The organism is Streptomyces sp. H39-S7 (assembly GCF_027158205.1).
Lineage (GTDB): Bacteria > Actinomycetota > Actinomycetes > Streptomycetales > Streptomycetaceae > Actinacidiphila.
The window spans coordinates 87,273-109,057 of the sequence record NZ_JAPVLU010000009.1 but is presented as its reverse complement, the minus strand read 5'-3'; the positions used below and the strand labels follow the sequence as shown (position 1 = coordinate 109,057).

Here is a 21,785-nt window from a genome sequence, read left to right as displayed (position 1 = left end):
ATTCCCGGTCGGGCGTGCTGCGGGGCGGTGTGCTGGCCGAGTGCGTCCGGTACGGCCGGGGAGCACGGCGGTCCTGATCGCCGTGTCCCCGTGCCGCGTCACGGTGCCGCGCTCCGGTCAGCCGCCGAGGGTCTGCTGAGCCTCGGCCCACTTGCCGTTCAGCTGGCCGAAGTAGCTGTCCATGCCTCCCTTGGCCGCACCGCGGGCGACGTCCACCAGCTTCTGCCGGTAGTCCTGGGCGGTGATGCCGACCTCGGAGGCCTTGTCGATCGCGTTGACCTTGGCGAGGTTCTTCTGGTGTTGCTGGATCATCGTGACATCGTTGTCAGCGAACGCCTTCAGCGTGTCCGGGAGCGGGGTGCCCTTCACGGAGGAGATGGAGCCCTCCGAGGCGGCCGAACCGGACTTGGTGATGTACCAGTCGAGCCACGCGCGGGCGGCGGCCTTCTTGTCGGAGTGGACGTTCACGGCGTACTGGTAGTCGGGTCGCAGGACGGAACAGAACTTGCCGTCCTTCTGCGCCGGGAACGGCATGAACCCGATGTCGTCGGGGTTCTTGTGGGCGGCCGTCGCCGCGGCCCGCATCTGCGAGATGGCCCAGGAGCCCAGCCACATCGACGCGACCTTGCCGGTACCGATCTGCGCCTTGGAGTCTTCCCAGTTGGTCGTGGTGGGGTCCGGCTCGGACAGCTTCTGGTCCACGACCGTGTACAGGAGCTTGTCGATCGCGTAGAGGTCCGATCCCTGGGACCAGGGCTTCGCGGTCGTCGACAGGGAGTCGTAGGCGTCGGGGTTGCAGGCGGGCGAGCCGATGGCGTTCGTCCAGTTGGTGAGCGGCCAGCCGTCCTTGTAGTTCGTGTAGTACGGCACGGCCTTGGTCTTGGCCTTGATCGCCGCCAGGTCCGCGACGAACTCCTCCGGCGTGGCCGGCCACTTCGTGATGCCGGCCGCCGCCCAGACCGCCTTGTTGTAGACGAATCCGTTGGCCACGCCGATGTTGGCCAGGCCGTAGACCTGGTCGTCCAGGGTGGCGTGATCGGTGTAGTCGAACTTCGCCGACAGTTCGGCGGCCTTGCCCAGCGGGGCGAAGAAGGTGGGGTACTGCTTGATGGAGAGGGAGTTGGGGATCAGCAGGACGTCACCGTACTTGTCGGTGTTCATCCGGATCTTGGTTTCGCCCTCGTAGTCGGTCAGGCCCTCGAACTTGACCTTCACGCCCGGGTAGGCCTTGTTGAACTCGGCCGCGTACTTCTTCAGGGTGCCGTCCGCTATCTGGTCCGTCCTGTTGGTCAGGACCGTGATGTCACCCGACACCTTCGCCGGATCGCTCGGAGGAGCCGCGATCTCGCCGCTCTCCTTGGAGGCTCCCTGGCCACTACAAGCTGTGACCGCAACCATGGTCGCCGCCACCAGGGCCAACCAACTTCTCCGCATCCCCGCCACCTCTCACTGCGCAGCTCGCGCTGCCACGCCGAGGGGATGCCGCATCGGATCCCGCTGTCCCGGCCTGATGAGCGCTCAACGTAGACGTAACTTCCTGGCAATGTCCATAGATCGGTCTACGTGAATTTCGCTGCGTTTCATGGCTCTGATCAGCGACTTTACTAAACATTGACTAAATCGAGCGAGGGTTTCACGTGCAGTCCCAAGAGGATGCGACAAACGCTGGACAACGTTGTCAGCGAGATGGTCGGATGTGGTGTCCTGGCCGGGCCGCCCCCTCGACATCCCTCGGAGGATCATCACCATGAGTAGTCACCGCGCCGCTGCTCCCTCCCCGGACGAGGTGCTGACAGCCGCCCTCGACATCGGCGGCACCAAGATCGCGGGTGCGCTGGTCACCCCGGACGGCGAGCTGGTCCACCGCGTCCGCCGCGCGACCCCCGCGCGGGAATCCGCCGAGGTGCTCCTCGGCGCCGTGTACGAAGTGGTGAGCGGCCTTGCCGCCCACCCGTCGTGGGAACACGTCCGCGCCCTGGGCATCGGCAGCGCGGGCCCGGTCGATCTGACACACGGGACCGTCAGCCCCGTCAACATCCCCGCCTGGCGGGACTTCCCCCTCGCCGCGTCCGTCGAAGCCCACCCGGCCCTCGCACACCGGCGCGTGGTGCTGGCGGGCGACGCCGTCGCGATGACGGCCGCCGAACACCGCCACGGCGCCGCCCGCGGCTACGGCGACGCGCTGTGCCTGGTGGTGTCCACCGGCGTCGGCGCCGGCCTGGTCCTCAACGGCCGCGTGCACCACGGCCTGACGGGCAACGCCGGCCACTTCGGCCACATCAGCGTCGACTTCGACGGCGAACCCTGCCCGTGCGGCGCCAGGGGCTGCCTGGAAGGCATCGCCAGCGGCACGGCCATCACCCGGCACGCACTGTCCCTCGGCTGGCGGTCTTCCCCGGCCTCCGACGCGTCGCCGGACGCCGCCGCCGTCGCGGCAGCGGCGCGCGCCGGCGAAACGGCGGCCCTCGCGGCCTTCGATCGCGCGGCCCGCGCACTGGCGGCCGGCATCGCCGCCACGGCGGCGCTGGTCGAGATCGACCTCGCGGTGGTCGGCGGCGGCGTCGCCCAGTCCGGTGAGGTGCTCTTCGGCCCGCTCGAGCACCATCTGCGCCGCTACGCGACCATGCCGTTCCTGCGCCGGCTACGAGCCGTGCCGGCGGAACTCGGATCCGACGCCGGCCTGGTCGGCGCGGCCGTGCTGGCGGAGGTCGGAGCGCCGGTAGAGGTGGGCGCACTCGTCGACGGGAGCCGCTGAGACTGCTGATCGAACCGGACCGGGCCGGGTCCACGACAGCCGCTCACCGCTCCTTGCGAGTGAGCCCGCCCCCGTCAACTGCCGTGCCACGAGCGCCACAGGGCCGCGTAACCGCCGCCCCGCGCGACCAGTTCGTCGTGGGGCCCCAGCTCGGTGACGAGCCCCGCGTCCATGACGGCGATACGGTCCGCGTCGTGCGCGGTCTGCAGGCGGTGGGCGATGGCTATGACGGTGCGGCCGCGCAGGGCGGCGGCCAGGGCACGTTCGGTGTCGCGGGCCGCCGCCGGGTCCAGCAGGGCGGTCGCCTCGTCCAGGATCACGGTGTGCGGGTCGGCGAGGATCACCCGGGCGAGCGAGAGCTGCTGGGCCTGCGGGCCGTCGAGGTGGTGGCCGTCGCTGCCGAGGTCGGTGTCCAGACCTGCCGGCAGGTCGTCGATCCAGCGGGCGTGCACCGCGTCGAGGGCGGCGCGCAGTCGGGCGTCCGTCGCGGACGGACGGGCGATGAGCAGGTTGTTGCGCAGGGTGTCCTGGAAGACGTGGTGCTCCTGCGTGACGAGGGCGATCTGGCGGCGCATCCGCTCCGGCGGGAGGTCGGCGACGGGAACGCCGCCGGCGGTGACCGTACCCGCCCGCGGCCGGTCGATGCCGGCCAGCAGCCGGCCGAGGGTGGACTTGCCGGCGCCGGAGGGCCCGACGACCGCGAGCCGCTCACCGGACCGCACATCGAGGTCGACACCGTGCAGGACGTCCCCGGCTCGCGCGCCGGAGGTGTCGTCCCGGGCGCTGTCGTGGGCGCCGTCCGGGGCTTCGCTGTGGCGGCGATAGGCGTACCGGACACCGGCCACCTCGATCCGGTCGTCGGCCGGTTCCGCCGCCGTCGCGGGCCCGGTGCCCGGCACGGCGGCGAGGCCCTCCACCCGCGCGTAGGACGCGGTGCTGCTCTGCAGCTGCTCGACCCAGAGCAGGACGGTGTCCAGCGGCCCGATCAGCTGGCGCAGGTAGATGGCGGACGCGACGACGGCGCCGAGATCGACCGCTCCGTGGTCGTAGAGGACACCACCGACCAGCAGCACGCCGACGACGGGCAGCGCATAGGAGATGTCGACGGAAGGGAAGAGCACCGAGCGCAGCCAGAGCGTGTGCAGCCGGGTCCTGCGGGCCTCGGTGATCGCCGCTTCCGCCGCGTCGAGCCGCCGCTGCTGCAACCGCAGGGCGTCCACGGTGCGCGCGCCGTCGGCCGTCGTGGCGAGGACCTCCGCCAGGACGGAGTTGGCGGCGCCCTCGGCGATGTAGCCGGGGCGCGCGCGCCGCAGGTACCAGCGGAGCACGACGGTGATGACCACCAGGCAGGACAGTCCGCAGACCCCGAGCAGCGGGTCCAGGACGAGCACGGCGCCGATGATGAACAGCGCCTGGGCAGAGGCGATCAGTACTTCCGGGGCGGCGGTGCGCAGCGCGGTGGCCACGTCATCGACGTCCGTGGTGCCGCGGGTCGTGAGATCGCCCGTGGAGGTGTGCTCCACGACGGCCGCGGGCAGCGCGAGCGTCCGGTCGAGGAAGCGCTCACGGATGCGGGCCGCGGCACGTTCACCGAAGCGGGCCCCCAGCCGCAGGGCGTGACGCGAGAGGACGATCTGGGCCAGGGTCGCGACGACGATCAGGAGCGCGAGGCGGTCCACGGTGCTGACGGCGGCGGGGCCGGTCGAGGATCGGACCGTGTTGACGATGGTGCCCAGCAGCCACGGTCCGACCAGCCCGGCACCCGCCGCCAGTGCGTTGAGCAGGAGGATCGCCACGAACGCCCCCCGGTCGGCGGCGACCTCGTGGCGCACGGCCCGGCGGACGCGGGCGGCGCTCGCGACGGGAAGCGGTGTGCTCATCGGGATGCCTCCTGCCCGGTGCCCCGGGACACTAGCGCGCGGTAGCCGGACTCCGTGTGCAGCAGGTCCTGGTGGGTGCCGGTCGCCGCCACCCGGCCGGCCGCCAGGTAGACCACGGTGTCCGCGCGGTCCAGCACGAGCGGCGAGCTCGTGGTGAGTACTGTCGTGCGGCCGACGCGTGCGGTCCGCAACCGGTCGGCCATCGCCGCTTCGGTGTGCGTGTCGACCGCGGAGGTCGGCTCGACGGCGAGGAGGACCTCGGGCTCTGCGTACAGCGCGCGGGCCAGCCGGAGCCGCTGCCGCTGCCCGCCGGAGAGGTTGTCGCCGTGCGCGGTGATCACCGAGTCCAGTCCGTCCGGCAGGGCCTGTACGACGTCGGTGGCACAGGCCGCGTGGATGGCGGCGCGCAGGGCGTCGTCGTCGGGTTCGCGTCGTCCGGCGACGACTTCCCGTACGGTCCCCCCGAAGAGGTCGGCGTCGTTGTCCGCCAGCAGGATCCGCTCCCGCACCGGATCGAGGGCGATCGACGCCAGGCGGACACCACCCCACTCGGCGTCCGACGGCGCGAACCGGGCCAGCCGCTCCACGACGGCGGTGGTGTCGGCGGACCGGTCCCCGACCAGTGCGGTCAGCGCACCGGCCGGCACGCGCACCCCGCTGCGCGGATCGTGCAGCTCGGCGGGGCGGGCCGGGGGCCGCTCCGTCGTCCCCGGTACGTCCAGGTGGTCGGGCGTCAGCGCGAGGAAACCGATCACCCGCCGCGCGGCGACCAGCCCGCGGACCACGTCGGACCCTCCCTCGATGGAGAACGCGACCGGCACCACGAGCATGGCGGCGTACCCGTACACCGCGACCAGGTCCCCGATCGCGAGCGAGCCCTCGGCCGCCATCCGGGCGCCGAGCCACGTGACGAGCGCGAGGAACAGCGCCGGCAGGCCCGTGGCGAGCGCCCCGATCCAACTGGTCACGGCGCCGACCCGATAACCCTGCTCACGCAGCGCCCCGGAGCGTCCGCGATAGCGGGCGGCGTAGACGTCCTTGCCGCCGAGCCCGTTGAGCACCCGCAGCCCGGACACCATGTCCACGAGCAGAACGGTCAAGGACCCCTGCCGGTCGCGGTAGCCGGTGCCGACCCGCTCCAGCCGCCGCTGCATCGGTCCGACGGTGACGGCGAGCAGCGGCACACCGGCCAGCACCACGACCCCCAGCAGCGGCGAGATCGACAGCAGCAGAACCGCGACGGCGACGTACGCGACCACCGCCCCGACGCCGGGCCCGGTCACGGTCAGGGACTGCGCGATCACCCGCACGTCGCCCATCCCGATGGCGACCACCTCGCCGGCGGCGGTCCGGCTGCGCAGCGCGTCCCCCAGGGCCGTCGCCTGCCGGATGGTCACCCGGACGGTCCGGAACGACGCGTCCATCCTTACCTTGGTCATCGTCCGGTGCCGTGCGATGCCGAGCAGCGCGCTGACGACGCCCATCGCGAACAGCGCCGCGGTCCAGCCGATCAGGGCCGACGTGTCCCGCGCTGCCAGACCGTCATCGATGGCCCGCGACAGCAGGTAGGGCGACACGGCCAGGCCCGCCATCCACGAACTGCCCAGCACGGCACCGGCCAGGACCCGACGGGGCTGGCTCGTCACCAGCCAGCACAGGAAACGGAGCGGGGTGCGTATGTGCTTCGGCTCGGGCGGGCGGAACGTTTCGACCATGACCGCACCCTATGCAGCGGGTGATCGGCGCCGGACAGGCGGGGGAAACCCGCAAGCGTAGGTGGGAACGGGACTCACCGACTCGACGAGACACTGCGAAAGGCCGCCTCAGGACGTCCCCGCACCACCCGCCAACAGGCGATCCCGCCGGAGCAGTTCAAGACCTCGGGGGAGTGTCCACCAAACACGCGGGCAGATGGCCCACATGGACACCGCATCGCCGTCCCCCTCGTTGCCGCCGCGCCCGTCCGCACCGCCCCGCCCGCCCGTGGCACCGGACCGGCCGGGAGGCCGGCCGAGCCGCAGGACCGCTCTGGTCGCGGCGGCCGTGCTCGCAGCCGTCGTCACCCTCACCGTGGTCCTGGCCACGAGCGGCCACGACCGCCACCACTCCTCCGCATCCACCGGGCTCCCGGCAGCACGAGGAAGCGTTGACGGGGCAGCGTTCCATGGTCCTGACGCCGACCTCCTGGTACTCGACGGCGTGTCCGGACGGGTGCAGGTGACGGCCGACCCCGGCGCCACCACGGTCACCGGTATCTTCACCGGCGCCGACCCCGCGCGACACAGCACTGTCAGAACCGACCTCGACGCAGCCTTCGGCACGCGCGCACTCACCGTTCGATGCGCCGTGGACGGCGGTCCCTACGCGCCCTGCGCGGGAGAACTGCGACTCACCGTGCCGTCGCACACGGGCCTGCGGCTGCGCCAGACATCGGGCGACACGGTACTGACCGGCCTCGGCGGTGACCTGACGGTCGTCACCACCTCCGACCACCTCACCGCGACCGGCCTGCACTCCCGCCGGGCCTCGGTCACCGTCACCTCCGGCAGTGCCGACGTCGCCTTCACCGCCGCCCCGGACCGGCTCACGGCCCAGATCACCTCCGCCTCCGCCGTCCTCCGGGTCCCGGTAACAGGAGCGAACGACGGCTACGCGGTCACCTCATCCGCCACCTCGGCGAACGTGCAGGTAGCGGTCCCACGCCGCGACGGCTCACCGCACGAGGTGGTCGTCCAGGCGATATCCGCTTCGGCGAGCGTGGTGCCGACGACCGGCTGACGGACGGCGCGTGCTCAGGGGCTCGGACGGCAGCGGCGGCGGTAGTAGGCGTACGTCAGAGCCAGCAGCAGGGGTCCCCACAACGTCAGCAGGCCGCTGACCGTCATCGCCAGGGTGTCCCAGCCGGGGGCGTACGGGAATCCGGGCGCCACCGGAACGGGGCGCTCCGTCGCCGTGCCGACAACTCCCCAGTGTGCCGTGTCGATCGCCATGACCTCAGTGTTCTTGATCTTCCCGAGCCCGGGATCAACCTGCGGGCTGACGTTCCTACGCCGTTCGGTTGACACCCGCCGCGGAGGATCCCCGGATGCCGTGGACTCAGGTGGTCCCGTGGCGTCGGAACGCGTCCGCGTTACGCGCGCACCAGTCCGCGAAAGTCCGCGGCTTGCGTCCGAGCAGCCGCTCGACGGTGTCCGTCCGGTACCCGACGGTGTCGGCGCGCATGAGGTGGAAGCCCTCGGTGATGGCGTCGGCGAGGGCCTGGGGTGCCCCGTTGGGGAAGCGGAACCGTACGGCCTCGTCCGGCGTGGTCACTTCTCGCACCTCGATGTCGCGGCCGATCGTCTCGGAGATGATCCGCACCTGCTCGGTGACGGTGAATGTCTCGCCGCCGGTGAGGACGTACTCCTTGCCCTCGTGTCCGGCCCCGGTGAGGACGAGGGCGGCGACCGCGGCGATGTCGGCGGGGTCGATTGGCGCGTAGCGACCCGGGCCGACCGGATCGAGGACGTGGTTTCCCTCGAGGATGGTGGGCAGCCAGTCGAGGGCGTTGGTCATGAAACCGCCAGGTCGCAGGAGCGTGGCGGGTATTCCGGAGGCTCGGACGATCTCCTCGCGTTCGTGGTGCCAGCGGGCCATGGCGGGCGCCGGGTCCAGAGTGACGTGGAGGGAGGACAGATGCACGATGTGGCTCACGCCGGCGGCCTGGGCAGCGCCGATGGCGGCGGCGGTGTGGTCAGTGCCGATGCCCTGGGTGAGCAGGAAGAGTTTGTCGACGCCGTCGAAGGCCGGCGTCAGGGTCGAAGGTTCCCCCAGGTCGCCGACGGCGCGCTCGGCACGGTCGGGCAGCCCGGCGGCTCGGGCGCGGTCCCGGACGAGCAGGCGTAACGGCGCTCGGCGCGCGTCGAGTTCGCGGGTGAGTTCACGGCCGATGTTTCCGGTTGCTCCGGTCACCAGTATCATCGTGGCTCCCTCAAGTCGTTTGCCGTCTAACGAATGTGAGGGAACGTTAGCCGGTGAATGATTAGCCGTCAATCGACTTGCAGGGCAGGGGTATCCGCTCCCGCACGTCACCGAAAGGCCCCGATGTCCGAATTCCTTGACCTGCACGGCAGAACGTCCAAGGTCCTCCGGGCCCTGGCCGACGCGGCCATGCGACGCCACGGACTGCACGTCGGACAGAACCACCTGCTCGCGGTGTTGTGGGAGCGCGACGGCACCACACCCGGCGAGGTCGCTGCCGCGTTGAACGTCACGACCCCCACCGTCGTCAAGATGGCTGACCGGATGACGGCGACCGGGCTCCTCACCCGCCGCCGCGACGACCGGGACAACCGCCTCGTCCGGCTCTGGCTCACGGACGCGGGGCGCGCGCTCCAGAAACCGGTGGAAGCGGAACGGCGGCTGATCGAGGAAAGAGTCACCGCGGACCTCACCAAGGCCGAGCGCGAATCCCTCCTGAACGCCCTGGCCAAGGTCCACCGATCAGCAAAAGAGCTACTGAGCGAGCCCTTCGACTACGACGACTCCTCCACCACCTGACGCCCCCACGCCTCCTGGGGACCGGTTACTTGGTCATGCGCCGCCAGTCCGCCAGTTCGGGGTTGGGGCCGCTGTGGGTGGCGATGGCCAGGTAGCGCCTGTCGGGATGGGGTAGTCGTGCCACCAGGTCGTCGGGTGGTTCGGTACCGGATGTGATCGCGTCGACGTACCGCAGGCAGTCGGCAGGGTTCAGTCCGCCGCCGGCGTTGCGGACCGCGGTGAATGCGTCGCGTCGGTGCCCGAGACGTGTAAGGCGCCGTACTTCAGTGTCGAGGTCGCTCGGCGGGATCTCCTTGCGGACCTTTTCCCGGTACTGGTCCTGCCACTCCAGATCGTCGTTGCAGAATTGTTTGTGCACGGTGTGCAGGCTGCCGTCCAGGGCGTCGATGAGGAACGAACCGTCGCCGACCCACGCGTCGCGCAGATCGCCGGTGCGTGCGAACTCCGGAGACTGACACACGATCAGCCAGCCCAGCACGTGTCGCTCCACGCCGACGATCACCGGGAGCGGCTGGAGTCTCCTGGTCTCGTCAGAGGCCAAGTGCCGCTCCACCAGTTCGACCGCCCACTCACGCGAAATCACCTCGCGACCGTACGCGGCGGTGCAGGGGCTTGTGAAATCTATAGAACTCTCTAAATTTAGAAGCATCTCTAAGTTTTAGCGAAGGGATGCGCGTATGCCGGTGGTCGGAGAGGGGCTGCGGGAGCAGCACAAGGCGCGGCGGCGGGCTCGGATCCTTGACGCGACGCGCGAGGTCCTGCGGGAGAGGCCGGATTCGGTGATCAGTACGGAGCGGATCGCCGAGCGGGCGGGGGTCGCCCCGGCCACCGTCTACAACCTGATCGGGCCGCGCGACAAGATCTGGGAGGCGCTCGCCGCCGGGTTCATGGACGAACTCGAACAGCGCCTGGTGGCAATGGGAGACAGGGGCCCAGGGGAAGTCGTGAAGTCGACCGTCCAGTTGTTCGTGGACGACCCGGTCGTGTCGCGTCGCATGGTGCGGGAGTGGGAGGAGAGCGGCCTCGTGCTCGAACGCAGTCCGCTCATCCACCTCCGCCGGGCGATGGCGGATACGCGGACACAGGGCGTGCTGCGCCCCGACATCGACACGGACGCGTTGGCCATCGTGGTCGGCACCGCGTGCGTCGGCGCGCTGCACCAGTGGGTCGCCACCCTGATCGACGACGACCGGTTCCTCGCACGTGCCCTGTTCGCCCTGGACGTCGCGCTCGCCGCGGCGGCCGCGGACCCCCACCGCGACCGGTTGCTGGCGACGCTGCGGACCCGAGGCGCGGTATGACCGCCGGAGCGCCGCCCAAGTCTCGACGCTTCACGGGCAGCGGTGGGATCGCGCTCGCGGCGGACGAGTGGGGAGAGGCGTCCGCGCCGCCGCTCGTCCTGCTGCACGGCGGCGGCCAGACGCGACACGCCTGGGCCGGAACCGGCCCGCGACTGGCGGCGTCGGGGTGGCACGTCATCGCCCCGGACCTGCGGGGGCACGGCACCAGCGAGTGGTCGGCCGACGGTGGCTACGACCTGGAGGTGTTCGCCGAGGATGTCCGCGAGCTCATCGCCGAACTGGGCCACCGGCCAGTCGTCGTGGGTGCCTCGCTCGGGGGCCTCAGTTCGCTGCTCGCCGCCGGCGAGCCGCCCCGGGCGGCGATTCGCGCGCTGGTGCTCGTCGATGTGGCCCATCGACCGGATCCCCGCGGGTTCCGCCGGATCGTCGAGTTCATGCGCCGCAGGCCGGACGGGTACACCAGCGTTGCGGACGCGACCGCGGCGGTCTCCGCCCACCTGCCGCATCGCCCGCCTCCTGACGACTCCGAGGGGATGCGGCACAACCTGCGGCGCCACGGCGATCGCTGGGTCTGGCACTGGGACCCTCGGCTGCTGGACAGCTTCGAAGGTCGGATGGACCCGCCCGGCATGGCGGAGCGCCTCCTCGGCGCCGCGCGCCACGCCGAGGTGCCGGTCCTGCTCGTCCGCGGCGGGGTCAGCGATGTGGTGCGCGAAGAGACCGCCGAGCAGTTCTGTGCCCGGGTTCCCAACGCGCTGCGCGTCGAAGTGGCCGATGCGGGGCACATGGTCGCCGGCGACCGGAACGACCACTTCATCGATGCGATCCTTCCGTTCCTGGAGGACATCAGGTGAGCGCAACCGGGTGCGTGCGTGGCTCTGTGCGGCAGACCCCGACACCCACCCTGGTCACAGGTTGATCGAAAACGGCACGTGTGGCCGCACTTGGGCCGGGTAGCCGATCTTTCGGGAAGCGTTGGACGCTTTCTGGCGATTGGCTCACTTTTGGGCTTCCGTGACGGCGAGGGAAGGACACGCACGATGAGCGACAACATCTGGGGTTACGGGGCGGCTTCCGGCTACCAGGCGGAGGCGGACATCGCGGGGTACAAGGTCGAGGCGACCGATGGTCACATCGGCAAGGTCGACAAGCACTCCGACGAGGTTGGCGCCGCGTACCTGGTGGTCGACACCGGTGTGTGGATCTTCGGCAAGTCCGTACTGCTCCCGGCGGGCACCATCTCGACCATCGACCACGAGACCCAGACGGTGTTCGTGGCGCGCACCAAGGACGAGATCAAGGACGCCCCCGAGTTCGACAAGGACAAGCACACCGGTGACGCCGGTTATCACCAGCAGGTCGGCGGCTACTACGACACCCCCCGCGGCTGACACACCACACACCCGCACGACGGCGGCCCACCGGATGCTTCCGGTGGGCCGCCGTCGTGCGTTCCGCAGGGAGCCGGCCCTCGACGATGTCGACTCCGCCCGCACGATCAGCGGCCCCCGGCGGCCTGCTGCACGATCTTGCCGGTGGGACTTCCATGGGCCTCGGTCCCGACCGCGTCGATGACCGCATCGGGGCCGCGTCCGCCGGTGAGGCCGCCGACGGCCGTCGGCAGCTCTTCTCGTTGTCGAAGGCGTTGAGGTCGAACGCCTCCACGCCGTCCTGGCGGGCGCGCTCCTACGGGGACTCCCCACGTCACTCGGACGCCCTCAGCGGCCGAATGCGGCGCTCACCGCCGTGCGAGGACCAGCAGCGGCGTGGAAGCGGTGCCTACGATGGGGCGGCGGGGGGCTTTTCCTGATGGCTCTCCCCCGACTCGGCGGAATCCTTCTTCGGCGACGCATGGGTAGCGCCGGGGAGGTCGGGCGTCGCGATCAGCGCCGGCAGATCTCGTAGGAGCGGTTTGTGCGCGGAGAATGCCATGGCGTTCGTCTACCCGATTGCCGCCAGTCAGTCATGCCTTCCTTGTCCCGGACCCTGGCAGGACACGCTGCTCCGTAGGGAACGGGGGCAGGTGCGCGCCATGCTGTCATCCCGCGTTCCTGACGCACCGCTGGTGATCCTGGCGAACTTCGGTTCAGAGAACTTGGCGCGATCCGTCTGCCCACCGACCCCCGCGCGACAGGGTGAGAACCGGACAACGTTCCTGCCCAGAGCCGCCGATCGGCTTCCCGCAACGGGCATCATCCTGCCGGCCCGGCGGCGATTTCAAGGCGAGCCGAGCGGCGCTGGGCGGTGAATGGGACCCTGGAGCCGGGCAGAACGCGGTGGAGGGACTGAGCGCCCGGACTTGGGGGAGTCGATGGGCAGGCAATGGGCGGGGGACGAGATGACGCAGGATCCGCCGGAGCCGAGCGCGGCTCCGGTTGCGGTGGGGGTGTTGTACCGGGCCGACCACTACGGTGTGGAGCGCAGTGGGGCCGGTGATGCCCGCCGTCTCGCGGAACTGTTCGTTCAGGAGCTGGCCGGGGTGCTGGCGATGCCCGCATCGGAGCGTTTCGTCTATGACGTCCTGCTGGTGGTGACGGAGCTGCTCACCAACGCCAACCGGTACGCGCCCGGCCCGTGCCTGATGGAGCTGGACGGCGGGCCTTCCGGGGTGACGGTCACGGTCTGGGACAGCAGTACAGCCCTGCCTCGCGCCTTTCCGCATGACCCCACCCGGATCGGCGGCCACGGCCTCGAGATCGTCCGCCGTATCTGTACCTACGTGACCGCGGAGCGGGTCCCGGTCGGCAAGCGGATCCGCGCCCTCATTCCCCTGCCCACCGGCCCTTGAGCTCCGCCCCTCCCTCCCGGCATCGACTGACGTGCGCTCCCTTCGCCGTCGCGCGCCGCGACGTCGTTGTGCGCTGCCGCGCCGGGCAGAGAAAAACCCGGACCGACGGGCGGGGACGCGTCACGGGGTCAGGGCTCAGTGCCTGTCCCCGTGCGGGCTGGCGTCCCGGCCCGCACGGCCCGGGGGTTGATGCGGGTGCTGGTGTCAGTGGTTGTCGTAACCGCCGTGGCCGGCCCAGTCGCCCTTGTCGTCATCGTTGTCGTCGTGACCGCTGATGTTCTGGCAGGTGTTGCCGAACACCGGGTTCAGGATGCCGATGACGTCGACGGTGTTGCCGCACAGGTTGACGGGCACGTGGACCGGAACCTGCAGGAGGTTGCCGGACAGAACGCCGGGGGAGCCGACGGCCGCACCGTGGGCATCGGCATCCGCGGTGGCGATACCGGCACCGGCGGCCAGGACGGCGCCGGCCGCGGCGGTGATGGCGGCTGCCTGGGCAATACGGGACATCGAAGTCTCCCTGAGTACGTTGAATCCGCCGCTCGAAGTGGCGACGTTGATCCACCCAACGGGCCGGTTGTGCCGCAGGTCACGGTGGTTACGCCAAACGGGGCGGTCAGTGTCCGACGGCGGTGATCCGGGCCCGCGTCGCAGGCCACGGCGGTGCTTGGACGCTCTCGGCAGGGCTGTCCGGGGGAACCTGGCGCCCGTGGCGGCGGCGCCCGTGTCCCGGGGCGCGGCAGCCTCGTTCCTCCGATGCGACATCGAGGTCCGGTCGGGCCTGGCAGCACTGCGTCTTGTCCTGCCAGGCCCGACCGCATCATGCCGACCGGCGGCGTGCACGGGGGCTTCCGCCGTGGCAGCGCCCTGCCGAGGTTGTCATCGAGGATCCCTTCCGCGGCACAGGACTGGGCACCCGAGCCCTGTCCCACCTGCGCACCCGCCACCCCGGACTGGCCTGGCGCAGCACCTTGGACCTGCGCGCCACCCGTGATCTCCTGCGCCGTATGCGGATCCCCACCACGAGCTGTGCTCCCACCAGCAGCTCCCGGCTCCTGCGCCGGCCGCTGCCTGCGACCTGCGACCTGCCACCTGCGACTCACCCCGGCCAAGGGCGCGGGCCTGCGCCCACCGCGCTCGCTCAGATCTCCCGGGCTCAGATCTCCCCGTCGGTGGATTCGGGGTCGTCGACAACGTGGACCGCCGCCTCCTCCGCCGAGGCGGCCGCGCCGTCGATGCCGACGTCAGCGGCCACCGTGCCCTCGCGATTCGAGCCCACCCCCTCGTCGGGGGCCACCAGTCGCCCGGAGCGGGAGACTCCAGCTTCGGTGTCCAGCAGTTCGCCGTCGGTGTCGGAGGTGTCGCCGAGCCCGTCACCGGTGTCTGCGGTGGTGTCGGGTACCTCTTGGGCCAGCCTCTCGTCGAGGCTCTCCCCTTCGTGCTGCTCCTCCGCGGTGGTGCCGACCTTGTCCACACCGAGAGGCCGTTCCGGCGGCGAGTACCCCTCGTCGAGGATGTCGTCGAGCCCGCGCTCGTCCAGCGCGTTCTCCATGTCCAGCTGCGTGGCGTCGTCCGCGACCTCGTCGTCCCCCGTCGGCTGGTAGACGTCGTCGCCCATGGCACTCTCGCTCATCTCCGCACCTTTCCTGATGGCGTCGTCGCCCGCTCGCGCTCACCGGCGGGCGGATGCACTGTTCGCCGGTCCGCCCGAGAAGCAGAACGTGGTGGGCCGGTCGGGGCGTAGAAGCCCGAACCTGCCCACCACGTCCGACCACTTGACGGAGACGCCGTGCGAACGGCCGAGCTCCGTGTGGCGTTGTCGTCAGCGACCGAGGGCCTTTACCAGCTCGGCCTTGCGCATGGTCGAGCGGCCGGCGATACGGCGGCGCTGGGCTTCCGCGTACAGCTGGTCGAAGGTGCGGGTGCTGGGGCCGGTGCGGGAGCGCAGGCTGACACGCCGTGCCGCGGGAGTTGCCGCCGTGCGCGAGGGGGTACGGGTGGAGCCCGTCGCGGCACGCTTCGGCTTGACGGTGCGGGCGGTGCTCGCCTTGGCCGGACCGCGCTTGGTTACGACCTTCTTTACCTGCCCGCGCTGTACCCGCTTGGCACTGGACGTCTGCGGCATGTCTGCCTCCTGCTGTGATGTCGTGGATGCCGCCATGGTGTCTCCCTGGCGGTCCCGTTGATCGTCGCGCCCTTGTACGAACCGGGCATCCTGGGTGGCGCCATTCGGGTCGCGCGCCCCCAACTGGAAGGCCGTGCCCGGCGGCGGATCCTCAGGAGCGGTCCCCGGTACCTCCCTCGGTGGGGGCGGAGGTGTGCCGGCGGCCGCCGGGTCGCGGGGCGCCGCGGGAGTCCTGGATGCTGTCCCGCGCTGCCGTGGCGACGGCTTCGGCGGTGATGCCGAACTCGGTGTACAGCCGCTCGTAGTCCGCCGAGGCCCCGTAGTGCTCCAGGCTGACGATGCGGCCCGCATCCCCGACGACTTCGCGCCAGCCCTGTCCGACGGCGGCCTCGACGCTCACCCGGGCGCGCACGGCCGGGGGCAGGACCTGGTCCTGGTAACTGAGCGGCTGTTCGGCGAACCATTCGCGGCACGGCATGGACACCACCCGCACCGTCAGACCGTCCGCGGCCAACAGGTCCCGGGCGTCCAGCGCGATCGCCACCTCGGAACCCGTCGCCACCAGAATGACGTCCGGCACGGAGCCCGGCCCGGTCTCCGCGAGGACGTACCCGCCGCGTGCGGCCTCGGCGGAAGCGGCGTACTGACCGCTGTCGCGGTCCAGAACCGGCAGGTTCTGGCGGGTCAGCACCAGCCCGGTCGGCCGGTCGGTGTGCTCCAGCACGGTGCGCCAGCACGCGGTGGTCTCGTTGGCGTCCGCCGGGCGGACGACGTCGAGGCCGGGAATGGCGCGCAGCGCGGCGAGGTGCTCGACGGGCTGGTGGGTGGGGCCGTCCTCGCCCAGCCCGATGGAGTCGTGGGTCCACACGTAGACGGCCGGCAGCTTCATCAGCGCGGCCAGCCGCACGGCGGGGCGCATGTAGTCGGAGAACGTCAGGAAGGTGCCGCCGTAGGGCCGGGTCAGGCTCTGCAGGGCAATGCCGTTCAGGATCGCGCCCATGGCGTGCTCGCGGATCCCGAAGTGCAGCGTGCGCCCGTAGGGGCCGCCCTTGTACAGGGCCGTCTGCCGGTCGGTGGGCAGGAAGGAGGGCTCGCCGTCCATGGTGGTGTTGTTGCTCCCGGCCAGGTCGGCCGAGCCGCCCCACAGCTCCGGCAGCACGTCGGCGAGTGCGCTCAGCACCTTGCCGGAGGCCGCGCGGGTGGCCATGCCCTTGGGGTCGGCGGGGAACACGGGCAGTGCGTCGTGCCAGCCCTGTGGCAGTTCCTGCGCCTGGAGCCGGTCGAGCAGTGCGGCTTCCGATGGATGTCCGGCGCGCCAGGCCTGGTAGGACGTCTCCCACTCGGCACGCGCGACCTGGCCGCGGTCGGCCACCTGCCGGGCCCGGGCCAGCACGTCGTCCTCCACGGTGAAGTTGTGCTGCGGGTCGAAGCCGAGCAGCTTCTTGGTGGCCGCGACCTCCTCGTCGCCCAGCGCGGAGCCGTGCGCCTTGCCGGTGTTCCGCTTGGTGGGGGCCGGCCAGCCGATGATCGTGCGCAGCATGATCAGAGAGGGTCGGTCGGTCTCCTGCCTGGCCTGTTCGATCGCGGCGAGTACGGCGTCGACGTCCTCGACGTACGAGCCGGTACGCGTCCAGTCGACCGTCTGCACGTGCCAGCCGTAGGCGGCGTACCGGGCGGGAACGTCCTCGCTGAAGGAGACGTCGGTGTCGTCCTCGATGGAGATCTGGTTGGAGTCGTAGAACACGACCAGGTTGCCCAGCTCCTGGTGCCCGGCGAGGGAGCTGGCCTCGGCGGAGACACCCTCCATCATGTCGCCGTCCGAGGCGACCACGTACACGTGGTGATCGAACGGGCTGGCGCCCGGAGCAGCGGCGGGGTCCAGCAGGCCGCGCTCGCGGCGGGCGGCCATCGCCATGCCCACGGCGCCGGCCAGGCCCTGGCCCAGCGGCCCGGTGGTGATCTCCACTCCGCGGGTGTGGCGGTACTCGGGGTGTCCCGGCGTCGCGGAGCCCCAGGTGCGGAGCGCCTTGAGATCGTCCAGCTCCAGGCCGTACCCGCTCAGGTACAGCTGGATGTACAGCGTCAGACTGGAATGGCCGCAGGAGAGGACGAACCGGTCCCGGCCCAGCCACTGGTCGTCGGCCGGGTCGTGCCGCATGACCTGCTGGAACAGCAGATACGCCAGAGGCGCCAGGCTCATGGCCGTGCCCGGGTGGCCGTTGCCGACCTTCTGGACGGCGTCGGCGGCCAGCAGCCGGACGGTGTCCACCGCCCGCACGTCCACCTCGTTCCAGCCGGCCTGCCCGGCTTCCGGCAGCGCCAGTCCCGGATCGCGCCGTGCTGTCGCCGGGGCTCGCGTCTGCTCCTGTACGTCTGACATGCCGCTTCTCCTTTGGCTGCTGCCGTGGATCGTCACTGCTGCGGGTGGGTGAGCAGGGGGTGCCCCACAGCTCGCCGCCCGGGATGGGCCGCGCCGTGCCGTCCATGGCACGGACCGGGGCCCTCCCGCTGTTTCTCTCAGGTGCCGGCGGGCCGGGCCGGCCGACGGGCAGGGCCGGCCCGGAGCACCGGATCACCAGTCTGGGCGGCCCTCGTGCGCCGCGCGCGGCGAAGGCCACCACGCTCGGTCAGGGGCTCCTGTCCACCGTCACCCGCACCATTGCGGCGACAGCAACGCGGGCGATCACTCGCGACGAACTCGTCGCCCATCCGGCCATGCGGCAGTCGGATGCTTTCGTTCCGGTCGCCGTTCCTGACTGACCGATGCCGACTGAACGTCCTGGCCAGGGCGGCCAGGGCGGCCAGGGCTTGCCGGGGGCTGTCAGACCAGTGCACCGGCAGGGGGATGAGCGGCGGCCAACACCTGCGTCAGTGGCAGGTCCAGCGCGTCGGCCAGCTCCGCGAGCTCCGGTTCCGTGGGGTGCACCGGTCCCTCGGCGCCGTCCTGCGCGAAAGCGCGGATGCGGGGGGTGCGGATGCCGGTGCGGTCAGCGAGCGCCTGTGCGTTCAGGTGCCTGGCGCGCATGGTGTCCTGCAGCAGTTCTCCCAAAGCGTCCATTACCTACCCCTGCCCGGAGCAGGCCATGTCATGCTCGGCAGCCACGCGTGAACTCCTCGGTGGGAGCGCCCACTTCACTGGGATGGCGCAGGGGCGTCGAGAAGTCACGCCGGGGCGCGACCGCCTTTCACGGGGTGCCCTCCCGCTCGGAGAGGTGACCGGCACCCGGACCGTAGCCGCCGGTACCGGGCCCTGTCGACGGAGCCGAGCGGCTGGGCGTCATCGGGGTGCGCGGCACGCGCTGGACAGCACGTACCTGCGGTGCCGCCGTAGGGCCTGAAGCGGTTCACCGACTCCCTCATTCGGGCGACGGCGGCGGGCGAGCTGCCCTCGGAGGCACTGCGACTGCGGCGGCTCATCCACTCGCTGCTCGACCACGAGACCAGCCGGTTGAACGGTGACGCGACCATCCTGCTGATCGAATGGCGGCCGGCCAAGCCGGGACCCGGGTGAGGCGGGGAGCGAGCGGCCGGCGCCCCACGCACCAACTCCCGTCCGCGGCTGTCACCGGGACGGGAGCGTGCACCTGCGGGAAGAGATCAGCCGAGGTGGTTTTCCGGGTGGGCCTCGGCGTGGGTCTCGGTCTTCAGCGACCAGGAGGTGCCGGGGCACCCACTCGGCGGGGGCGGGAATCGGTGCCCCTTCACGTCCGTGCTCCAGTGATGGGCCGCTCCGCAGTCACACTCGTAGATCCCGCTCACGGGCACGATTGCGCCGGGATGCCATGACGACATTTCCTCGCTCATGACTCCAGGTCTACAACCCCGCCCCTCACACCGCGACCCGGCGCGCCGCGGGCGAGCAGGCGGTGCCCGCCGCCCCGGCGACGCATCAGCTCATGGACGACCCGGCAGGCGGCCGGACCGACGACCGTCTGGGGTGGGGAGCGGTACGCGGACGTGAAGCAGGCTTACGGACTGACCACCTTCCTGCGCGTGCACACCGAACGCGGACGCGGCGAGATCACCTTCACCGATCACCTTCAACCCGCGGCCGGCTCGTTGCCCGCTTCGAACAGCGGCACGTCGCCAGGCGCGAGATCGGCCCGCACTCGCGTCCACCGCACGGGGTGCCGCCATCGGCCCGAGGGATCCACCGACACCTCGGCTGCGACTTCCGCCACGGTGACCGGTTCGACGAACTCCACCTTCAGTTTCTCCTGACTGCCCCACGTGGTGGAGAACGTCATTCCCGTCCAGGGGTGCCGCCCGGCGGCTGGAGCGAGCTGGTCGGCCAGGGCCAGGCCGGCCGGCCGTGACAGCACGGCGCTGCGGCCGACGTACTGCAGGCGCCCCGCCGCGTCGAGACGTCCCAGCAGCACGGTGACGGGTGCGGACAGGGAGCCGCTGACGGCGCCCACGATCGCCTCCGTGGTAGCCCGCATGCGGTACTTCTGCCATCCGCGCTCGCCGGGCCGGTAGCTCTGGGCGAGGCGCTTGAAGACGAGACCCTCCATACCCACCGCGGACCAGTCCAGCCACTGCGCCGCGATCTGCGGATCGGTGGTCGACGGGCACAGCGTCAGTGACGGCCCCAACTCGTGTTCGGTGAAGAGCTGTTCCAGGGCCTCCCGACGTTCGGCGTACGGCCGGCTCATCAGGTCGGTGCCGGTGTGGTGCAGGAGATCGAACGCGACGAAGTGGGCCGGCCACTTCGCGGCCAGCGAGGCCGTCGTCGTCCTCCTGCGATGCAGTCGGCCCTGCAGCCGCTCGAATGCCAGCCGCCCGTTCTCCCAGACGATCAGTTCGCCGTCGAGCACGACATCCGCGGGCAGCGCGCCCGCGGCCAGGGCGATCTCCGGAAACGCCTCGGTCATGTCGGTACCGCGCCGCGACCGGATGACGATCCGCCCGTCCGCGGAGTGGCCCAGGAGCGCCCGGTAGCCGTCCCACTTCGGCTCTGCCGCCATCCGCGCCGGGAGGCGGGGGCCGTTCACGGCGGCGGCGAGTATCGGCTCCGGGAGTGTCCAGTCCATGCCCGATGCCTACCACCGGCACCGGACGGATAGCGGTGGCCTCGTTCGGATGGCCCCGCGCGGGTGCATCGTCTTGGGCTGTGGCGACGGGTGGGCCTTATGCGGTGCGTTCCAGCAGCATGGCCATGCCCTGCCCGCCGGCGGCGACGACGCTGACCAGGGCGGTGCTGAGGTCGTCGTGGCGCAAGGTGGTGAGTGCGGTGGTGGTGAGGCGGACACCGGCCGCGCCGTAGGGCTCGCCCAGGGCGATCGAGCCGCCATGGGGATTCATGCGCGCGGGGTCCAGGGTCAGTTCGGCGCAGTAGGCCAGGATCTGCGCGGCGAACGGTTCGTTGCCGGCGACAGTGCCGATGTCCGCAAGGGACAACCCGGCCCGTGCCAGGACAGTGCGGGTCGCGGTGACGGGGACCGGGCCCTCGGTCTCGGGGGTGCCGGCGCTGACCGCGGTGGCCAGGACGCGAGCGAGCGCGGTGTGCCCGTGGGCGTGGGCGTAGGTCTCGGACATGACGACGACGGCTGCGGCGCCGTCCGACAGCGGTGCGCTGTTGCCGGCGGTGACGCGTCCGTCGGGGCGGAAGCGCGGGGGCAGGTCGGCCAGAGTGGCGGCGGTGACGCCGGCGCGCGGGCAGTCGTCCGCGGTGGCGGTGGCGCCGTCCGCGCCCTTGACGGGGACGAGGTCGGCGAAGTGGAAACCCTGGGCCAGGGCCTGTTGGGTGAGCTGGTGGGATCGGGCGGCGTAGGCGTCCATGTCGGCGCGGGTGATGCCGTACAGGTCGGCGGTGTTCTCGGCGGCGAGGCCCACCGGGATATACGGGTCCGGGTGCTGGCCCTGTTCGCGGGGGTCGCTCCAGGGACCCGAGCCGGCTCGCGCGCGGCGACGCGTGCGCTGCCCGGCCGCCTGGAAGGCCGGGTTCTCGGTGCCGGGCCAGGTGTCGGAGCTTCCGTGCGTCAGACGGGACTGCGACTCGACTCCGGCGGCGATGACGACGTCGGCGTCGCCGCAGCGCACGGCCTGCGCGGCGATGCGGATCGCCTGCAGGGAGGAGGTGCAGAAGCGGTTGACCGTCAGGCCGGGCACGTGGTCCCAGCCGAGCAGGACGGCGGCGATCCGGGCGATGTTGAAGCCCTGTTCACCGCCGGGCAGGGCGCAGCCCACGACCACGTCCTCCACACTGCTCGCGGGCAGGCCGGGGGTGCGGGCGAGGGCTTCGGCGACGGCGGTCGCCAGCAGGTCATCGGGGCGGACGCTGGCCAAGGAGCCCTTGTGGGCGCGCCCGATGGGCGTGCGGACGGCTGAGGTGATCACGGCGTGCGGCATGGCGAGGTCCTGTGCGTGTCGGTGACGGGGCGTCGGGCGTAGGAGG

The 21,785-nt window shown here is 71.3% G+C and carries 21 protein-coding genes and 1 pseudogene; 8 read left to right on the top strand and 14 right to left on the bottom strand.

Annotation, left to right across the window (positions count from 1 at the left end):
- Positions 1–117 precede the first annotated feature (117 nt).
- Complete coding sequence (locus O3X23_RS10895) at positions 118–1,434, bottom strand: ABC transporter substrate-binding protein (protein ID WP_269271078.1); 1,317 nt, start codon at positions 1,432–1,434, stop codon at positions 118–120.
- A 313-nt stretch (positions 1,435–1,747) separates the two neighbouring features.
- Here O3X23_RS10895 and O3X23_RS10890 point away from each other — a divergent pair, with 313 nt between their 5' ends.
- Positions 1,748–2,755, top strand: a complete 1,008-nt coding sequence (locus tag O3X23_RS10890) for an ROK family protein (protein ID WP_269271077.1) — start codon at positions 1,748–1,750, stop codon at positions 2,753–2,755.
- A 74-nt stretch (positions 2,756–2,829) separates the two neighbouring features.
- Here the strand turns inward: O3X23_RS10890 and O3X23_RS10885 are convergent, their stop codons facing one another.
- Positions 2,830–4,635 carry an ABC transporter ATP-binding protein gene (locus O3X23_RS10885; RefSeq protein WP_269271076.1) on the bottom strand — a complete coding sequence of 602 codons (1,806 nt, stop codon included), beginning with the start codon at positions 4,633–4,635 and terminating at the stop codon, positions 2,830–2,832.
- Entirely contained in the window at positions 4,632–6,350 is a 1,719-nt protein-coding gene (locus O3X23_RS10880; protein ID WP_269271075.1) for an ABC transporter ATP-binding protein, read from the bottom strand. Before O3X23_RS10880 ends, O3X23_RS10885 begins: the two co-directional genes overlap by 4 nt.
- Positions 6,351–6,555: 205 nt before the next feature.
- Between O3X23_RS10880 and O3X23_RS10875 the strand changes: the two genes are divergently transcribed.
- Entirely contained in the window at positions 6,556–7,413 is an 858-nt protein-coding gene (locus O3X23_RS10875; RefSeq protein ID WP_269271074.1) for a DUF4097 family beta strand repeat-containing protein, read from the top strand.
- A gap of 14 nt (positions 7,414–7,427) precedes the next feature.
- Here O3X23_RS10875 and O3X23_RS10870 read toward each other — a convergent pair whose 3' ends face one another.
- Together O3X23_RS10870 and O3X23_RS10865 are read right to left on the bottom strand one after the other, a co-directional pair.
- Positions 7,428–7,625 carry a hypothetical protein gene (locus tag O3X23_RS10870; RefSeq protein WP_269271073.1) on the bottom strand — a complete coding sequence of 66 codons (198 nt, stop codon included), beginning with the start codon at positions 7,623–7,625 and terminating at the stop codon, positions 7,428–7,430.
- 106 nt (positions 7,626–7,731) lie between these two features.
- Entirely contained in the window at positions 7,732–8,595 is an 864-nt protein-coding gene (locus tag O3X23_RS10865; protein WP_269271072.1) for an NAD(P)H-binding protein, read from the bottom strand.
- A gap of 123 nt (positions 8,596–8,718) precedes the next feature.
- Between O3X23_RS10865 and O3X23_RS10860 the strand changes: the two genes are divergently transcribed.
- Positions 8,719–9,174 (top strand): MarR family winged helix-turn-helix transcriptional regulator, encoded by a 456-nt coding sequence (locus O3X23_RS10860; RefSeq protein ID WP_269271071.1) that lies wholly within the window; start codon positions 8,719–8,721, stop codon positions 9,172–9,174.
- 25 nt (positions 9,175–9,199) lie between these two features.
- Here O3X23_RS10860 and O3X23_RS10855 read toward each other — a convergent pair whose 3' ends face one another.
- Entirely contained in the window at positions 9,200–9,757 is a 558-nt protein-coding gene (locus O3X23_RS10855; protein ID WP_269271070.1) for a YrhB domain-containing protein, read from the bottom strand.
- 94 nt (positions 9,758–9,851) lie between these two features.
- Here O3X23_RS10855 and O3X23_RS10850 point away from each other — a divergent pair, with 94 nt between their 5' ends.
- The 3 genes from O3X23_RS10850 to O3X23_RS10840 all read left to right on the top strand — a co-directional run bounded on the left by O3X23_RS10850 (position 9,852) and on the right by O3X23_RS10840 (position 11,866).
- Positions 9,852–10,475: a TetR/AcrR family transcriptional regulator gene (locus O3X23_RS10850; protein ID WP_269271069.1), complete on the top strand. Its 624-nt coding sequence runs from the start codon at positions 9,852–9,854 to the stop codon at positions 10,473–10,475.
- Positions 10,472–11,329, top strand: coding sequence for an alpha/beta fold hydrolase (locus tag O3X23_RS10845; protein WP_269271068.1), 858 nt, complete (start codon positions 10,472–10,474; stop codon positions 11,327–11,329). Before O3X23_RS10850 ends, O3X23_RS10845 begins: the two co-directional genes overlap by 4 nt.
- Before the next feature lie 186 nt (positions 11,330–11,515).
- A complete protein-coding gene (locus O3X23_RS10840) occupies positions 11,516–11,866 on the top strand; it encodes a PRC-barrel domain containing protein (RefSeq protein WP_269271067.1) in 351 nt (116 codons plus the stop codon).
- Positions 11,867–11,985: 119 nt separating this feature from the next.
- Here O3X23_RS10840 and O3X23_RS44130 read toward each other — a convergent pair.
- A pseudogene (locus tag O3X23_RS44130) lies at positions 11,986–12,161 on the bottom strand (glutathione-dependent formaldehyde dehydrogenase); the annotation flags it as partial.
- Positions 12,162–12,813: 652 nt separating this feature from the next.
- Between O3X23_RS44130 and O3X23_RS10835 the strand changes: the two are divergent.
- Positions 12,814–13,263 carry an ATP-binding protein gene (locus O3X23_RS10835; RefSeq protein ID WP_269271066.1) on the top strand — a complete coding sequence of 150 codons (450 nt, stop codon included), beginning with the start codon at positions 12,814–12,816 and terminating at the stop codon, positions 13,261–13,263.
- Positions 13,264–13,467: 204 nt separating this feature from the next.
- Here O3X23_RS10835 and O3X23_RS10830 read toward each other — a convergent pair whose 3' ends face one another.
- The 4 genes from O3X23_RS10830 to tkt form a co-directional block, all read right to left on the bottom strand.
- Positions 13,468–13,773, bottom strand: a complete 306-nt coding sequence (locus tag O3X23_RS10830) for a chaplin (protein ID WP_269271065.1) — start codon at positions 13,771–13,773, stop codon at positions 13,468–13,470.
- Positions 13,774–14,419: 646 nt separating this feature from the next.
- Complete coding sequence (locus O3X23_RS10825; protein WP_269271064.1) at positions 14,420–14,896, bottom strand: DUF5709 domain-containing protein; 477 nt, start codon at positions 14,894–14,896, stop codon at positions 14,420–14,422.
- Between the two features lie 189 nt (positions 14,897–15,085).
- Positions 15,086–15,388 carry a plasmid stabilization protein gene (locus O3X23_RS10820; RefSeq protein WP_269271063.1) on the bottom strand — a complete coding sequence of 101 codons (303 nt, stop codon included), beginning with the start codon at positions 15,386–15,388 and terminating at the stop codon, positions 15,086–15,088.
- Between the two features lie 151 nt (positions 15,389–15,539).
- Positions 15,540–17,768, bottom strand: coding sequence for a transketolase (gene tkt, locus O3X23_RS10815; protein ID WP_269271062.1), 2,229 nt, complete (start codon positions 17,766–17,768; stop codon positions 15,540–15,542).
- A gap of 104 nt (positions 17,769–17,872) precedes the next feature.
- Between tkt and O3X23_RS10810 the strand changes: the two genes are divergently transcribed.
- A complete protein-coding gene (locus O3X23_RS10810) occupies positions 17,873–18,148 on the top strand; it encodes a hypothetical protein (RefSeq protein ID WP_269271061.1) in 276 nt (91 codons plus the stop codon).
- A 61-nt stretch (positions 18,149–18,209) separates the two neighbouring features.
- Here the strand turns inward: O3X23_RS10810 and O3X23_RS10805 are convergent, their stop codons facing one another.
- The 3 genes from O3X23_RS10805 to O3X23_RS10790 all read right to left on the bottom strand — a co-directional run bounded on the left by O3X23_RS10805 (position 18,210) and on the right by O3X23_RS10790 (position 21,739).
- Positions 18,210–18,446: a helix-turn-helix domain-containing protein gene (locus tag O3X23_RS10805; protein WP_269271060.1), complete on the bottom strand. Its 237-nt coding sequence runs from the start codon at positions 18,444–18,446 to the stop codon at positions 18,210–18,212.
- 982 nt (positions 18,447–19,428) lie between these two features.
- On the bottom strand, positions 19,429–20,421 hold the full coding sequence (locus O3X23_RS10795; protein ID WP_269271059.1) for an ATP-dependent DNA ligase: 993 nt from the start codon (positions 20,419–20,421) through the stop codon (positions 19,429–19,431).
- 97 nt (positions 20,422–20,518) lie between these two features.
- Entirely contained in the window at positions 20,519–21,739 is a 1,221-nt protein-coding gene (locus O3X23_RS10790) for an acetyl-CoA C-acyltransferase (RefSeq protein ID WP_269271058.1), read from the bottom strand.
- Positions 21,740–21,785 lie beyond the last annotated feature (46 nt).